The organism is Acinetobacter genomosp. 33YU, assembly GCF_001990725.1.
GTDB lineage: Bacteria > Pseudomonadota > Gammaproteobacteria > Pseudomonadales > Moraxellaceae > Acinetobacter > Acinetobacter seifertii.
This window is the reverse complement of record NZ_LFZQ01000007.1, coordinates 278,915-294,655: the sequence shown is the minus strand read 5'-3', so window position 1 is coordinate 294,655 and position 15,741 is coordinate 278,915. Positions and strand designations below refer to the sequence as shown.

14 protein-coding genes are annotated in these 15,741 nt (G+C 38.8%); 8 read left to right on the top strand and 6 right to left on the bottom strand.

The features are described 5' to 3' along the window. Window positions 1-10 precede the first annotated feature (10 nt). Entirely contained in the window at window positions 11-730 is a 720-nt protein-coding gene (locus AC056_RS08945) for an MgtC/SapB family protein (RefSeq protein ID WP_004701047.1), read from the top strand. A gap of 73 nt (window positions 731-803) precedes the next feature. Here AC056_RS08945 and AC056_RS08940 read toward each other — a convergent pair whose 3' ends face one another. After that, on the bottom strand, window positions 804-1,976 hold the full coding sequence (locus tag AC056_RS08940; RefSeq protein WP_077163390.1) for a benzoate/H(+) symporter BenE family transporter: 1,173 nt from the start codon (window positions 1,974-1,976) through the stop codon (window positions 804-806). Between the two features lie 187 nt (window positions 1,977-2,163). On the opposite strand from AC056_RS08940, the gene AC056_RS08935 reads away from it, so the two are divergent. After that, window positions 2,164-2,637: an Lrp/AsnC family transcriptional regulator gene (locus AC056_RS08935; protein ID WP_004701051.1), complete on the top strand. Its 474-nt coding sequence runs from the start codon at window positions 2,164-2,166 to the stop codon at window positions 2,635-2,637. 35 nt (window positions 2,638-2,672) lie between these two features. Here the strand turns inward: AC056_RS08935 and leuE are convergent, their stop codons facing one another. The 3 genes from leuE to AC056_RS08920 all read right to left on the bottom strand — a co-directional run bounded on the left by leuE (window position 2,673) and on the right by AC056_RS08920 (window position 5,410). After that, the gene (gene leuE, locus AC056_RS08930; RefSeq protein ID WP_004701054.1) at window positions 2,673-3,323 is read right to left on the bottom strand and encodes a leucine efflux protein LeuE; all 651 of its coding nucleotides are present in this window, start codon (window positions 3,321-3,323) and stop codon (window positions 2,673-2,675) included. Window positions 3,324-3,396: 73 nt separating this feature from the next. Continuing rightward, window positions 3,397-4,386, bottom strand: coding sequence for a transaldolase (gene tal / locus AC056_RS08925; RefSeq protein ID WP_049065164.1), 990 nt, complete (start codon window positions 4,384-4,386; stop codon window positions 3,397-3,399). Between the two features lie 130 nt (window positions 4,387-4,516). Then, window positions 4,517-5,410, bottom strand: coding sequence for a LysR family transcriptional regulator (locus AC056_RS08920; protein WP_004701057.1), 894 nt, complete (start codon window positions 5,408-5,410; stop codon window positions 4,517-4,519). A gap of 90 nt (window positions 5,411-5,500) precedes the next feature. Here AC056_RS08920 and aceI point away from each other — a divergent pair, with 90 nt between their 5' ends. Beyond that, window positions 5,501-5,935, top strand: coding sequence for a chlorhexidine efflux PACE transporter AceI (gene aceI / locus AC056_RS08915; RefSeq protein ID WP_004701059.1), 435 nt, complete (start codon window positions 5,501-5,503; stop codon window positions 5,933-5,935). A gap of 60 nt (window positions 5,936-5,995) precedes the next feature. Here the strand turns inward: aceI and AC056_RS08910 are convergent, their stop codons facing one another. After that, window positions 5,996-7,564, bottom strand: coding sequence for an acetyl-CoA C-acetyltransferase (locus AC056_RS08910; protein WP_004701062.1), 1,569 nt, complete (start codon window positions 7,562-7,564; stop codon window positions 5,996-5,998). A gap of 235 nt (window positions 7,565-7,799) precedes the next feature. Here AC056_RS08910 and AC056_RS08905 point away from each other — a divergent pair, with 235 nt between their 5' ends. From AC056_RS08905 to AC056_RS08895, 3 genes are all read left to right on the top strand, one after another. After that, window positions 7,800-9,191, top strand: coding sequence for a 3-oxoacyl-ACP reductase (locus tag AC056_RS08905; protein WP_077163389.1), 1,392 nt, complete (start codon window positions 7,800-7,802; stop codon window positions 9,189-9,191). Between the two features lie 74 nt (window positions 9,192-9,265). Next, window positions 9,266-10,120: a MaoC family dehydratase gene (locus AC056_RS08900; protein ID WP_077163388.1), complete on the top strand. Its 855-nt coding sequence runs from the start codon at window positions 9,266-9,268 to the stop codon at window positions 10,118-10,120. Between the two features lie 71 nt (window positions 10,121-10,191). Beyond that, complete coding sequence (locus AC056_RS08895; protein WP_077163387.1) at window positions 10,192-11,451, top strand: serine hydrolase domain-containing protein; 1,260 nt, start codon at window positions 10,192-10,194, stop codon at window positions 11,449-11,451. A 47-nt stretch (window positions 11,452-11,498) separates the two neighbouring features. Here the strand turns inward: AC056_RS08895 and AC056_RS08890 are convergent, their stop codons facing one another. Then, window positions 11,499-12,077, bottom strand: a complete 579-nt coding sequence (locus AC056_RS08890; protein ID WP_077163386.1) for a TetR family transcriptional regulator — start codon at window positions 12,075-12,077, stop codon at window positions 11,499-11,501. A gap of 125 nt (window positions 12,078-12,202) precedes the next feature. On the opposite strand from AC056_RS08890, the gene amvA reads away from it, so the two are divergent. Further along, window positions 12,203-13,681 carry a multidrug efflux MFS transporter AmvA gene (gene amvA / locus AC056_RS08885; RefSeq protein WP_077163385.1) on the top strand — a complete coding sequence of 493 codons (1,479 nt, stop codon included), beginning with the start codon at window positions 12,203-12,205 and terminating at the stop codon, window positions 13,679-13,681. Between the two features lie 257 nt (window positions 13,682-13,938). Further along, window positions 13,939-15,720: a metalloendopeptidase CpaA gene (cpaA, locus tag AC056_RS08880; protein ID WP_077163384.1), complete on the top strand. Its 1,782-nt coding sequence runs from the start codon at window positions 13,939-13,941 to the stop codon at window positions 15,718-15,720. Window positions 15,721-15,741 lie beyond the last annotated feature (21 nt).

Genomic DNA, 15,741 nt, shown 5'->3' with positions numbered 1-15,741 from the left:
TAGGTGCAAGATGAAGTTGCAATTTCTACAACATGCAGATTTATCCAATATTGTTGATACTTTAATTAGTCTCTCTGTTGCTTTTGTTTTAGGAGCATTAATTGGATTTGAACGTCAATATAGGCAACGGACTGCTGGTCTTCGAACCAATGTACTCGTCGCTGTAGGCGCTGCAATTTTTGTGGATGTTGCAACAAATCTTACTGGAGCAGATGGAGCTGTTCGGGTCATTGCTTATGTGGTTTCAGGGATTGGTTTCTTGGGCGCAGGTGTGATTATGCGTCAAGAAGGTAATATCCATGGCTTAAATACCGCAGCGACTTTGTGGTGTTCTGCTGCGGTTGGAGCGGCGGCAGGTTCCGATTTAATTATTGAAGCTATACTGGCAACAGCTTTTATTTTATCTGCCAATACGCTATTGAGACCGATTGTTCATATCATTGATCGCCGTCCATTAGACGATGATACAGAGGTCTTGCATGTCATTTACATCATATGTGACCGCAGCCAGAGTAAAGTGGTTATGGATGAATTAAACCTAACGTTGAAGCATCACAATTATCCTGCTAAAGACATTGATGTGACACCTTTTGGAGAGAAAGAAGTTGAGATAGAGGTGACGCTTATTGCCACTTCAATTGAGACAGAAGAAGCACAGCATATTATTAACCACTTAAATGCAATGCCACAAATACGCCAAGCTTTTTGGGATAAAAACGCAATTAATTAATTTAATAAGACTTTGCACTTAACTGTTTATGAAATGCTCTAAATGGTTAAGCGCAAAGTTTTTATTTTAGGCCTTACTTTCTAGCCTTAAACTTAAGAACTACAAATACAATAATACCGACAATCAGACCCCAAAATGCCGAACCTATACCGAAAAATTGGATACCCGAAGCACTACATAAAAAGGTAAATAATGCGGCCTCACGGTCTTCAACAGGGCCAAATGCAAGTGCAATGTTATGGCTGATGGTACCAAGTAATGCAATACCTGCTAAAGCTACAATAAAAATATGAGGAAAAGACATCAGCAAGCTTGTCAGTGTTGCTGCAAATAGTCCCATCAATGCATAGAAAAACCCAGAGCTTATGCCAGCAATATAGCGTTTGCTGGGGTCAGGGTGAACCTGATCGTCAAGGCATACAGCCGCACTAATCGCGGCAATATTGACGCTATAACAACCAAAAGGCGCAAGCAAAACTTGGGTTAAACCGGTCCAGCCAATGAGTTGGTTAACATGTGGTTTATAGCCATAACTCTTAATCATGGCAATACCAGGTAAGTACTGCGAAGCCATGCTAATCACAAACAATGGTAGAGCTAAGCCCAAAAGAGCCGACCAGCTAAAGACAGGACTAATCCAAACAGGTTTAGCCAAAGACCAGTGAAGCGTAGGCATATGAAAGTCTAAAAACACAGGGCAGAGTACGACACCAGCAAGTGCTGTGAACACGATGCTATAACGCGGCCATAATCTTTTTGTAATGATATAAATGACGAGCAAAGATAAAACGAATGCCCAATCATTTTGTAAACTTGCGAAAAGTGAAATACCAAATTTGAGTAAAACGCCTGCAAGCATGGCACTGGTCAAGCTTTGAGGAATATATGAAAGTGCTTTTTGAAAAATTCCTGAAAAACCTAAAATCGCAGTCAGTACACCAACAACTAAAAAAGCACCAATTGCTTCATTTATGCTATATCCACCGCCAGTTGCAATAATTAAGGCGAGACCAGCAGTAGACCAAGCTGTTGCTACAGGGTATTTGAATTTCCAAGAAAGAATAAGTCCTGATAAACCAAGACCCAAACCTAAAGCCCAAAACCATGAGGTAATTTGTTCAGGTGAAGCACCTAAAGCTTGGGCGGCCTGAATCACTAAAATAGCCGAAACACTAATACCAATAAGAAAGGTAATGAAACCTGCGAATACAGCTGGAATAGAAAAATCTTGAAGAATCTTTTGCATGGCTAAATGTTCTAAATCCCTGAAAAATTAATATGTTTCTGCCTACATTTTCAGCTAGGTAAATCTAACAATTTTTTTTAAGAAGGTGCTTTCTATTTTTATCTTAAAAATGAAATAATATTTTTTAAATAGCTATAAATGCTATTATTCATTTCATAAAAATTAATGAATACTGGATATTATTCTTATGGATGAACAAGCTGAAAATTTAACACCGCTTGATCTGAAAATTATGCGTTGTTTACAAGAAAATGGACGCTTAAGTAACGCCGAACTGGCAAAACTTGTAGGTATAAGCACCTCATCTTGTTGGAATCATACCCAGCGTCTTTTTAAAATAGGGGCAATCTTGGATGTTCGTGCGCGAATTAATCCTGCTACAGTACAGCGTGAAACAATTGTATTAGTAGGTGTGGTACTAGACCGTTCAACACCCGATAGCTTTCAAGCGTTTGAACAGGCATCAGGTGGTTTGGAGAATGTTTTAGAATGTTATCTAGTTGCTGGAGAAGTCGATTATTTTCTAAAAATTCGTGTTAAAGATTTGGCTGCTTTTAACCGATTTCATAGTGAGAAAATTATTGCCTTACCAGGAGTAAGGCAGGTTAGAACATTCTTTGTACTCAATGAAGTCAAAACAGATGGCATGCTGGCATTTTAAAAGTTCAGTATGTTCATCTTTATAGGCTAGGCAGCTTACATCGTTGAAGTTGCCAACTTTAACCCAAATCCAAAAAATAAAATGCCAACCAAGAAAATACTACTTGCTGCAATTTTATGGTTTTGTTTAAAAAATGCCGAGAGCTTAATTCCAGAGAAAATAAGCGCTGTTAAATAGCTAAAGCTAATAATCTGTAAAATAACCGCTAAAATTAAAAAACTTAAAGCTGGATAAGCGTAATCTGGATTAATAAACTGAACAAAGAAAGATAAGAAAAATAAAATCGCTTTCGGGTTAAGTAAACTAATACTTAAGGCAGTTTTATACGGGTGAATTTTATCTAAAGTAGGTAAATCAGCCATTTCTGGTTGTGGTTGATTACGTAGTTTCCAGCGTTGAATACTGCCTTGTAAAAGCTTAAACCCTAAATAGGACAAATAAAGTGCACCAACGAGTTTAAGAATAATAAAAACCCAAGGAAATGCTTTTAATAAAGAAGCAGCACCCAGTACGGTACAGAGCATTAAAATAAGATCACCAGTAAAAATACCAAGTGCACCCATATATCCGGTTTTAATCCCGTAGCGTGAAGCAATTGACATCACATAAAGGGAATTGGGTCCGGGTAATAACACAATTAGGAATGTACCAATAATATATGTTGTTATATCTGTTATGCCGAACACAAGAAACCTAATAAAAAACCGATTTTTGTCATGATAACAAAAATCGGCAATTTTGTATGAAAAGTGCAGTTTTTTAAGGTTTAATTTCTGCATCAATTCCAAAAGATTGACGTAATAAAAAACTTAATTGGTCACGAGCTTTAATAAAGCCATCGACACCACCTTGTAAAAGTTGGAATGCCATTAAGTCATGATTAAGTTCGTCTTTAAAGCTTTGTTCATCTTGAGCAGATCTAACAATAGCCTCTGCTTGTTTTGATTTAGTCGCATCAAGAGCTGCATCAACTGTACGTGTATCTTGCTCAAGCTGGGTAAGTAGCCCCGGTGAAATCGTTAGCAAATCACATCCTGCAAGGCCAAGCACTTGATCAATGCTACGGAAGCTCGCACCCATCACTTGAGTTGGAATATTTTGCTGCTTGTAGTAAGTGTAGATTTTCTTAACTGAAACTACGCCTGGGTCTTTTTCGATTGGGTAGGCATCTACACCTTCAGCCTTTTTGTACCAGTCTAAGATACGGCCGACAAATGGTGAGATTAAAGTCACTTTTGCATCTGCACATGCTTGCGCTTGGTGTAAACCGAAAAGCAGAGTAAGGTTACAAGCAATCCCTTCAGCTTCAAGTACCTTAGCAGCTTGAATACCTTCCCAAGTCGACGCGATTTTAATCAAAATACGTGATTGATCAATACCATAACCTTTGTAAAGTTCACATAATTCATGCGCTTTTTTAATGGTTGCTTCGGTGTCATATGAAAGGGCAGCATCAACTTCTGTCGAAACACGGCCTTCAATGAGTTTTAAAATTTCTACGCCAAATTTTACGGTTAAAATATCAATGGTTCTTTCAATCAACTCATCACTTTTATAGCCTTCTTCTTTGGCTTGATAATAAGCATCTTCAATGAGCTCTTTACTTTCTGGTTGTTCTGCCGCTGCCGTAATCAATGAAGGATTTGTCGTAGCGTCTAATGGACGAAATTTACGAATTGCATCAAGGTCACTACTATCGGCAACAACGGTCGTTAATGTTTTTAATTGGTCAAGTGCTGTATGAGTCATTGATATTCAACATCTTCAGTAATAAATTTTATGTTTTCTTTATAGCACAAACTCTATCCATACTGTCGATATATCAATTGTTATGTTTCAAAGAAAAACGTTTATGTTGTGCATCTAAATTGAAATTATTTTAAGGGACCTGCTGCATTCGCTTATTACGAATATGGTCAATGAGGAATCGTGCAGCAGCACCAAGTTCATTTTCACGGCTCCAAACTAAGTCGACGTAATATTCAAAACGCGCTGTAAAATCAAATACATCTAATGCTTTTAGCTTGTTGTTTAACTCAGGGTTTTCTTTAAACATTTCTTGTGGCAGTACCCCCCAACCCAAATTACGTAAAATCATTAGGCATGCGGAGTGGTGGTTGTCTGTACGCCAGTAGTGTTTTGAAAATAATAATTCGGGTTTTAACGTCTCATCTCGACTTGCCACCACAATTTGTCTCGTACCCAAAATCTGCTCATAAGAAACATGCTCTTGGCTTGCGAGCGGATGGGTTTTTGAAATAACAGGAATTAAAGCTTCACGTTTGAGTTCTACAAACTGCTCTCTATTGTCTAAATGTTCACGTTCAAACATAAGGGCCAGTTGGGCAGAGCCATCTAGTAACATGTGAAGTGCATCCTCTTGAGGGGCAGACACAATATTAATTTGTAGGTCAGGGAAGCGGCTTTCTAATAGGCAAACATAGTCGGTCCAATTGGTATGTAGCAGCTCAGACACCACAACAATAGTGAGGTTTGGTTCTAGACCAGTACTTAATGCATGGGCGTGTTGTTTCCATTGATTCATTTCAATTAATAGTTGCGCCGTTTTTTCATATAGCACTCGTGCTTCAGCTGTTGGGGTAGGTTCACGGCCTTTACGTTCAAATAAAGTTAAGTCCAGATCGATTTCTAAATTAGCAATAGACATGCTTACAGCAGAAGGAACTTTTCCAAGTTTGCGTGCTGCTGCTGAAAATGAACCTGTTTCCATAACGGCTTGGAACATGAGCAATTGTTCTTGATTAATATTCATCTGTCAAAAAAACTGAAAGAACCTGATTGGATTAATCAAAATTATAAAAATAAAATGCACATTATCCAAGTAATTATTGAGTATTTAAAAATGTTGATTTCCAAGAGAAGACTCATTCATGCAATCAGTTATGAAGGAATTTTATTGGTCATCATTGCGATTGCATTAAGTTTTATTTTTGACATGCCGATGGAAGTGACCGGAACACTTGGTGTGTTTATGGCAGTGGTTTCAGTTTTCTGGAATATGATTTTTAACCACTATTTCGAAAAAGTAGAGCATAAATATAATTGGGAAAGAACGATCCCTGTGCGGATTTTACATGCAATTGGTTTTGAGGGTGGTTTGCTGATTGCGACTGTTCCAATGATTGCATATATGATGCAGATGACAGTGATTGATGCATTTATTTTAGATATTGGCTTAACCTTATGTATTTTGGTTTATACCTTTATTTTCCAGTGGTGCTATGACCATATTGAAGATAAGTTTTTCCCAAATGCTAAAGCTGCATCACTTCATTAAAATTAACTAGTTAAAGTAAAAAAGCACCCATCAGGGTGCTTTTTTAGGTGAGTCGTAAAATTATTTCTCTACGATTGCTACAACGCCTTCACCACCTGCTGTACAGATCGAGATTAATGCACGACCTGAACCTTTTTGATTAATCAATTTCGCAGCAGTAGCCAAGATACGACCACCAGTTGCAGCAAATGGGTGACCTGCACCTAAAGATGAACCATTTACGTTAAGTTTAGAGCGGTCAATTGAACCTAAAGGTGCATCTAAACCAAGACGTTCTTTACAGAATTTTTCGTCTTCCCAAGCTTTCAATGTAGATAACACTTGAGATGCAAATGCTTCATGGATTTCGTAGAAATCGAAATCTTGAAGTTTAAGGTTAGCGCGCTTAAGCATACGAGGTACTGCATAAGCAGGAGCCATCAATAAGCCTTCTTTAGGGCCGTTCTTACCAATGAAATCAACCGCTGCTGTTTCTGAGAAAGAGAGATAAGCTAAAACTTCATGGCCGTTTTCTTTTGCCCATTCTTCAGATGCAAGCAATACAACAGAAGCCCCGTCAGTTAACGGAGTTGAGTTACCTGCTGTCATTGTTGCAGTTTCGCCTTTACCGAAAACTGGTTTTAACTTAGCAAGTTTTTCAACTGTACTGTCTGCACGTAAGTTGTTGTCACGGTTAAGACCTAAGAAAGGAGTCATTAAGTCATCAAAGAAACCACGCTCATAAGCAGCAGCAAGTTTTTGATGGCTGCTTGCAGCTAACTCGTCTTGTGCTTCACGAGTTATACCCCATTCTAAAGCAGTAATTGCTTGGTGCTCACCCATTGAAAGGCCAGTACGTGGTTCGCCATTGCTTGGTGCATCAAGAAGCTTTTTAAAATCAATTTTTGTTAAAGCTTTAAGGCGGTCTTTACCAGTCTTAGCAACATTGAGCTCAAGTAAAACTTTACGTAAACCATCACCTACAGCAATCGGCGCGTCAGAAGTTGTATCTACACCACCTGCAATACCTACGTCGATTTGACCAAGTGCAATTTTGTTGGCAACTACAAAAGCTGCTTGTAAACCTGTACCACATGCAATTTGAATATCATAAGCAGGAGTTTCAGGAGCAAGATCTGTGCTCAATACAACTTCACGAGTCATGTTGAAATCACGGCTGTGTTTCAAAACAGCGCCCGCAACAACTTCACCAATACGCTTACCTTGTAAATTAAAGCGTTCAACCAAACCATTCAATGCTGCTGTCAGCATGTCAGAATTAGACGCTTTGAAATAAGCAGTATTTGAACGTGCAAATGGAATACGGTTGCCACCAATAATTGCAACGCGGCGAACGGTGTTTTGACTCATGGTTTTATCCTGTTGAACAGAAGGTTTGGTTTTTGTTGCTTTTGGTGCTGCAGCTACATTTGAAGATGTAGACGGGGTTGCTGAAGCAGCGCTCTTACTACGAGGGCTACGTGCAGGTGCAGTCGTTGAACGAGTACGTGTCGTTTTTTGTGTATTAGTTGCTGCTTTAGGAGTAGTGCTGTTACGCTTAGCCGTGTTAGAAGCCGACTTTGATGTATTTGACACTTTTTCCTGAGCAGAATTCTCGACTGCTGGATTTTCTTGAGTTGTTTTGCTCATAAGGCTTTTCCAAGCATAATAACGATATTCTTGTAAGCTACCTTAACACAATTCAAATAGACCTGTATTGACTAGAATGACATTGTAGATAGCATTCAGGTCAAGACATCCAGAGATGAACTCAAGTATGATTTGGAGTAACTCTAATGAACGACTGATTTCATATTGTTTCTGTCCATCTCATAACATAATGAAGCCTGTCGTAGAAAATTCATTTCTTTGAGAGATAATAATCATGACTGATCAATACCAAGCATTTACACAATCTCCTATTGGTAAATTCGTTGTTAAAAATTTGGGTTTACCATCGCCAGTTGCATTAGAGCGTTTTGAAAGTGCTCAGCCAGTAGTGAATGGTGCAGTATTGGTTGGAGCAGCGCCGTCAAGTGTATTATCTGGTGCGATTGCACAAGTACTTAGCAATATTCATGCAGATAGCTATGTAGGCAATAATGTTGCATTACAGCAAGAAGCTGCAAAAGTTGGTTTAAATTTACGCCCATTTAATGCAGGCGACAAAGAATCAAAATTCAAAGCAGTAGTATTTGATGCTTCTGGTATTCAAAACTCAGAACAGTTAAACGAACTTTATAAATTCTTTAATCCGATTGCACGTCAAGTTGCAACTTCTGGTCGTGTAATTGTGATTGGTACAACTCCTGAAACTGCAAAAACTGTAAAACAGGCGATTGCACAGCGTGCACTTGAAGGCTTTATCAAATCTGTAGGTAAAGAGTTTAAAAAGGGTATTACTGCTCAAGTTGTTTATGTAGACGAAGGTGCTGCTGCAAACCTTGAATCAACTTTACGTTTCTTGCTTTCTCCACGTTCAGCTTATGTGTCTGGTCAAGTAATTCGTGTATCTAAAGCAGATGTAGTTGATGTTGATTGGGCAAAACCGCTTGCTGGAAAAACTGCGTTAGTAACTGGTGCAAGTCGCGGTATTGGTGAAGCAATTGCACATGTGTTGGCACGTGATGGTGCGCATGTTATTTGTCTCGATGTACCACAACAACAAGCTGACCTTGACCGTGTAGCTGCTGACATTGGTGGTTCTATATTGGCAATTGATATTACTGCTGCCGATGCAGGCGAAAAAATTAAAACTGCTGCGGCTAAACAAGGCGGTTTAGATATTATCGTTCATAATGCAGGTATTACACGCGACAAAACACTGGCAAACATGAAGCCAGAGCTTTGGGACTTGGTAATTAACATTAACTTGTCTGCTGCTGAACGAGTAAATGACTACTTGTTAGAAAACGATGGTCTAAATGCAAATGGTCGCATTGTTTGTGTATCATCAATTAGTGGTATTGCTGGTAACCTTGGTCAAACCAACTATGCTGCGTCAAAAGCTGGTGTGATTGGTCTAGTGAAATTTACTGCGCCTATCTTAAAAAATGGTATTACCATTAACGCAGTAGCACCTGGCTTTATCGAGACTCAAATGACTGCGGCAATTCCATTTGCAATTCGTGAAGCTGGTCGCCGTATGAATTCAATGCAACAAGGTGGTTTACCTGTTGATGTAGCAGAAACAATTGCATGGTTTGCATCAACTGCGTCTACTGGTGTAAACGGTAACGTTGTACGTGTGTGTGGTCAAAGCTTGTTGGGCGCTTAAGCACTTTTAGCTAAATAGGGGTGCTTGTGCATCCCTTTTTTATTAAAGAATCTATAAATTATAAAAGGTTAGGTATGAATACTCGTCATTTTAGCCAACTACCAAAAGCGGCATTGGCTTATCCAAAAGTAGTACAAGGCTTAATTTTTAAAAAGCCTCAGGGGCCAAAAATCTTGCCACAAGTTGAATATGTGGTAGACCGTCTTGAAATTGATCAGAGCCATCTCAAAGCTTATAACGAAGTATGTGGCTTCCAAAATAATGGTTTTGTACCGGCAATTTATTTGGCTGTGCTTTCTCAAAGTTTACAAATGCACATGATGACAGCAGAAGCCTTTCCATTTCCAATTTTAGGTTTAGTCCATATCCGTAACCAGATTAAACAAACCAGACCAATTGGTGTAACTGAAAAACTCACTCTGTCATGTAAATTTGGGGAACTAAAACCGCATGATAAAGGTGTTCAGTTTGACTTTATTACTACGGCAAAAGTTGGCAATGAAGTAGTGATGGAAGGTTTAACGACTTATTTATCTCGCCAAAAAGTCGAGAAAAGAGTAGGTGAGAAAGCTAAAGAAGAACAAGCGCCAGCTTATGTTCCAAAGGCAGAGTGGGATATTTTAGAAAACACAGGCCGCCGTTATGCGAAAGTGTCTGGTGATTTTAACTTAATTCATATTCATGCCATTACAGCAAAAGCATTTGGCTTTAAACAGGCCATTGCGCATGGTATGTGGAGCAAGGCTAAAGCATTAGCGAATCTTGAGTTACCTAATGCTTATGAAGCAGATGTCTGGTTTAAGCTACCAATGTTCTTACCGTCAAAAGTTGAGTTTTTAACTGCTAATACAGACAAAAAGACTGACTTTTTGATTCGTAATGCAAAATCGAAAAAACCGCATGTTGCAGGAGCTGTAAAAGCATTATAAAAATATCAGCAGCCTGAACAGAGGTTTGGGCTGCTTTTGAGCAAAATAACAAAAAATGCAAGGAACTTCATGTGATTAAAGAAATTTTACTGGCCGATACCCATAACTATCACGGTATTTTAGATGAACGTTTTATTGATTTAGCCCACCAATTTAGCCGTCTTCAAGATGCTAGAACAGGACAAGGTGGTGCTGCATTAGCGGTTTATTTTAGAGACCAGAAAGTTGTAGATATCTACACCGGTCTAAAATCACAAAATGAAGCTTGGCAACCTGACACTTTGGCAGTTTGCTACTCTACAGGTAAGGGTGTACTTGCAACCTTGGCGCATATTTTAGTCAGTGAAGGTTTTTTAGAATACGATAAACCGATTGCGACCTATTGGCCTGAGTTTGCTCAAAATGGTAAAGAACAAATCACTTTACGGCATGTGCTGAGTCATCAAAGTGGTATGTTTGATATTCGAAATATTATTGAAAGTGCGAGGGAAATGCTGGACTGGTCACATATGTTAGATGTGATGGCAGCCACCAAGCCAAGATTCCTTGCAGGACAGGGCAATGCATATCAAGCCTTAACATTTGGTTGGCTTGTCGGTGGCGTGCTTGAAAAAGCAACTGGTCAATCTTTAGATCAGCTCATGCAAAAATATCTTGTTGAACCGTTGCAGTTAGACGGTGCTTATTTTGGTACACCTGCAAGCGAACTGGATCGAGTAGCACGATTAATTATTCAACCAAAATCAGAAAAACCAGCACCTACTCAAGCTGAAAAACCTAACAAACCTCAGCCGCGCAAAAGTTCACTTTCTGAAAAAATGATTACTTGGACTGGACAAGACCCGCAAGATTTTCAGGATGCCATGATTCCAAAAGGAATGAAGAATTTTAGTTTCTTTAGTGATGAGGGATTACAAGCAATTATTCCGGCAGCAAACGGTACATTTACTGCAAATAGTCTTGCTAAAATTTATGCGATGCTAGCAAATCAAGGCGAATGGAATGGACAACAACTCATTCGCCCAGAAGTATTTAAAGAACTCAGTACCATTCAAAGTTATGCACGTGATCGTGTTATGCCAATTCCGATGAATTGGCGCTTAGGATATCACCGCATTATTACCATGGGTAAACGCGCTAAAAATGGATTTGGACATATTGGTTACAATGGTTCAGGCGCATGGTGCGATCCTGAGCGTGACCTGAGTTTTGCCTATACTCATAACTTTCAAATTGGTTCAATCACGGGTGATTACCGTTTGTGGGGGCTTACTCAAGAAGCCTTGCGTTGCACTGACCAAATTTTAAAAGGCCGTAAAGGTTGGTTCTAATTTTAGTGTTTTAAGGCTGGTATTTTAATTAATGCCAGCTTCTATATTTATAATAATTCTAGACGAATAATTGCTTCGGTATGACGCTTAAAGTCTTCTTCAGCTAAACCTTGTAAACCAAGTTGATAAATACCTTCTAATCCACATACAAAGGCAATGAGCCGCCAAGCTATGTCTGTTGAATTAGATGTATTTTTAAATTCACCTTCTTTCTTGCCACATTCAATTGCTTGCACAATAGATTCATGCCAACTCTGCATGGCAAGATTATACGCCTTTCGTATTTCCGCATCTTGTTCAATCAAGAGTTCAGCCTCATTCCATAATCGTAAGTAGGGCTGAAGTCTGTCGATATTTTCTGCACCTAACAAAATGAATAGCCTTTGAAATTGGCTAGTGGTTTTTAGGGTTTGTTCAATTTCATCAAGTTGTTCCATAAGCTTTAAAAAAGCTTCAGCTTTTAAATGCGATGCTGAAGAAAAGTGGTGGTGAACTTGTCCAGTTGATGTTTGTGCTTCTGTTGCGATTCGGCGTACCGTCATGGCTGTAAAACCTTCAGCCAAAGCAACTTGCATGGCAGCTTGCAGAATCATTTCTCTGCGTTGATCGCGATTAAGATAGGCCATGTTTCTTTCACCTGACTGAATTCGACACAAATTACATTAAAACTAAAAGTTGGACAAGTGTCCAATTGTGTATATAATAACCATGATTTGAACACATGTCCAAGTTTTGGATATTGAAGAGCGTTATGCAAAAAAAATGGTTAATCCTGACAATTATCGTCCTTATATATTTACCAGTTACGATTGATGCAACCGTGATGCATGTTGCAACACCTTCTTTAAGTGCAGCATTGAATTTAACTGCCAATCAGCTTTTATGGGTCATTGATATTTATTCACTGATTATGGCGGGTTTGATTTTGCCAATGGGTGCACTTGGTGATCGTATTGGCTTTAAAAAATTATTATTTATTGGAACTGCAATTTTTGGAATCGGTTCTCTAGCTGCGGCTTTTTCTCCAACAGCTTACGCGCTAATTGCTTCCCGTGCTGTTTTAGGTCTAGGGGCAGCGATGCTTATTCCTGCCACTTTATCAGGTATACGTAATGCCTTTACCGAAGAAAAGCAGAGAAATTTTGCACTCGGTCTTTGGTCTACAGTGGGTGGTGGCGGAGCAGCTTTTGGTCCATTGGTTGGTGGTTTTGTACTAGAACACTTCCATTGGGGAGCTGTATTCCTCATTAACATTCCGATTATTTTAGTCGTTCTAGTCATGATCACGATGATCATTCCAAAACAACAAGAGAAAACTGATCAGACAATTAACTTAGGGCAAGCTTTAATTTTAGTCGTGGCAATTTTAAGCCTGATCTATTCAATCAAATCGGCGATGTATAACTTCTCGGTACTTACAGTCGTGATGTTTGTGGTGGGTATTAGTACTTTAATTCACTTCATTCGAAGCCAAAAAAGAACGACCACGCCAATGATTGATCTGGAATTGTTTAAACATCCAGTGATTTCTACCAGCATTGTGATGGCGGTGGTTTCCATGATTGCTTTGGTTGGCTTTGAATTACTCTTGTCTCAAGAGTTGCAGTTTGTGCATGGGTTTTCTCCATTACAGGCAGCCATGTTTATTATTCCATTCATGATTGCAATTAGTTTAGGTGGTCCATTAGCTGGTATTTGCTTGAATAAGTGGGGGCTTAGACTTGTATCTACTGTTGGTATTTTAATAAGTGGATTTAGTCTATGGGGGCTTGCCCAGCTTAACTTTTCGACCGATCACTTTTTAGCGTGGACGTGTATGGTCTTTTTAGGCTTTAGTATTGAAATTGCCTTATTGGCTTCAACTGCTGCGATTATGTCATCTGTTCCACCACAAAAAGCAAGTGCAGCAGGTGCGATTGAAGGTATGGCCTATGAGCTTGGTGCTGGTTTGGGCGTAGCTATTTTCGGGTTAATGTTGTCTTGGTTTTATAGCCGCTCAATTATTTTACCAGCAGAGCTTCCATCGAACTTAATTGAAAAAGCGAGTATCTCGATTGGTGAAACCATGCAATTAGCTTCTAACCTTGAAAGCCCTTTGGGAGGGCAATTAATTGCAGTTGCCCAGCAAGCTTTTAGCTATGCGCATAGTTGGGTACTCACTATTTCAGCTATTTGTTTTTTCCTTTTAACTGTATTTGTCTGGTTTAGCTTTCCTAAGAAAGTAAACTAAAAGAAAGGGTAAAAAGAGAGATTTATCTTTCTTTTTACCTTCAAATGTCTTTTTTAATATTTTCTTTATAATAAATTTAGTTATTTAATTCTCATAAATAACCCATTCTTTAATAAATTTCATGTTTTTATTTCAAAATGATTCAATATTCATGTAATTGAAATTTAATGAAAAATTGATTGATCGAAAATTGACTGTAAAAAAATGGTTTGTTAACCTGCTATTCGAAAATCTAAAAACAAATAAAAGAGGCTGCTGTGAATTTTAAATTAAAAACATCACTTATTATTGGAGCAATTGTTGCGTCTTCCCTTGTGTATGCCGCAACTGTACTTTCACCAAATCAGAATAATAATAGTGGATCAATACCATCTGGTTATTCAGATTTAGAATTTTCTTTAGCAAATGGGAATTGGGTCAAAAATCTCTCTTTACCGGCGAGTGCTAATAATTCGGACAAAATTACAATTCGTTCTAGTGCCGCCTATAGTAGTTATTTAGATACTTCTAATACGAATATTCCGTTAGAAGTGTTGAAGATAAATAGCGGAGATATCTATCAATTCATCTTCAATAGCAGTCAAAATAAATGGATTGCTCAGCTAGCGACGGTTAGTCCTACCAATGGTACTAACTATGAGGTTGTACCTTTAACAACCGCATCAATGCAAAAAGTACTCATTCAAAATGACAAATGGGCACAAACCATTGCATTACCGAGTGATGTACGTGACGGAACAACCGTACAAGTTGTTTCTACAGCAAGTGCAAGCTCAGAGATTGATAAAACAAATTTACTATTCCCGAGCAGTTTTACATTAAAAAATGGCTCTGAATATTGGTTTAAATATTATTCTGCTTTAGGAAAATGGGTTCCAGAGTATATAAAACCTCAGAAGTTAAATGTTCAGCAAATCGGAACATCTTTAGCCGCGGTAAGTAGCCCTCTAACGGAAGTTTCATTTGGAGATGGGAATTGGGTCTCGAATTTCACTTTGCCTACCACTGCAAGTGATCGAGATAGAGTTATTATCAAGTCTACAGCGACTTGGTCAGCAAAGATTAATAATACCAATGTTAATAGCCAAGCGACTTTAACGCTTAAAACAGGCGATCAATATGAGTTTATGTATGTAAGTGATAAAGGCTATTGGCAGCTGATCTCTTCACCAACAAAGGTGATTGATTCAACGGCAACAATCCCTGCAACTTTACCGAATATGACTCAGCCCACTTTAAAGGTGAAACTGTCTACATCAAATTGGCAACCGACCTTGCAGCTACCAGCTCAAGCTCAAGTCGGGGATAAGGTGGTTATTGTGTCGAATGCATCGGCAAACACCTATATTAATGCTGCTAATGGCTTGTCTACTGCAATTAAAAATGGTGAAAATCGCCGTTTTATTTACACTGCTCAAGGCTGGACAGTAGATAGTTATACAATTGATATGTTGTTAGTTTCTAGTCCAGAAGTAAATGCAATTTTAGGAGAGAGCGCTGCAAAACTTAGAATGATTGAAGGCGTAAATCTAACAAACTTAACCGCTGAAAATTCAAATGCGCGTTTTTACTTAAGAGATGTGGGCTATTTAACTTATAAAATCCCTGCAGCCACTTTAAAAGAAGCGATCTCGACTGGACGAGATGACACGACGGTACAGAATGAGCGTAAACGTGTATTGGCAGACGGTGTTTATTATCAAGGTAATGAGCCGGGCGATGGTGGCTGTGGTTGGGCTTGGATTAATGCTTCTGCATATAACATGATTGGCGCAAATGATATTGCAGGTTGTTCTTTCGCGGCCATGCGTCATGAAGTCGGGCACAATCTTGGCCTGTACCATAATGGTTCAACCAATATTGGTTCAGGTTTTGCCCATCCGTTAGGAAGTACCGCAATGGGTGGTAATAATATTAATTTTTACTCTAGCCCGTATCTGTATAACCCTAAATATGGTGTACGTTTAGGTGTAGAAGGAAAAATTGATGCGGTTAGTGTCATTAACCTGAATGCGCAGAAAATTTCTCTATATAACTAATCTCTATTTTTAGCTGTAACG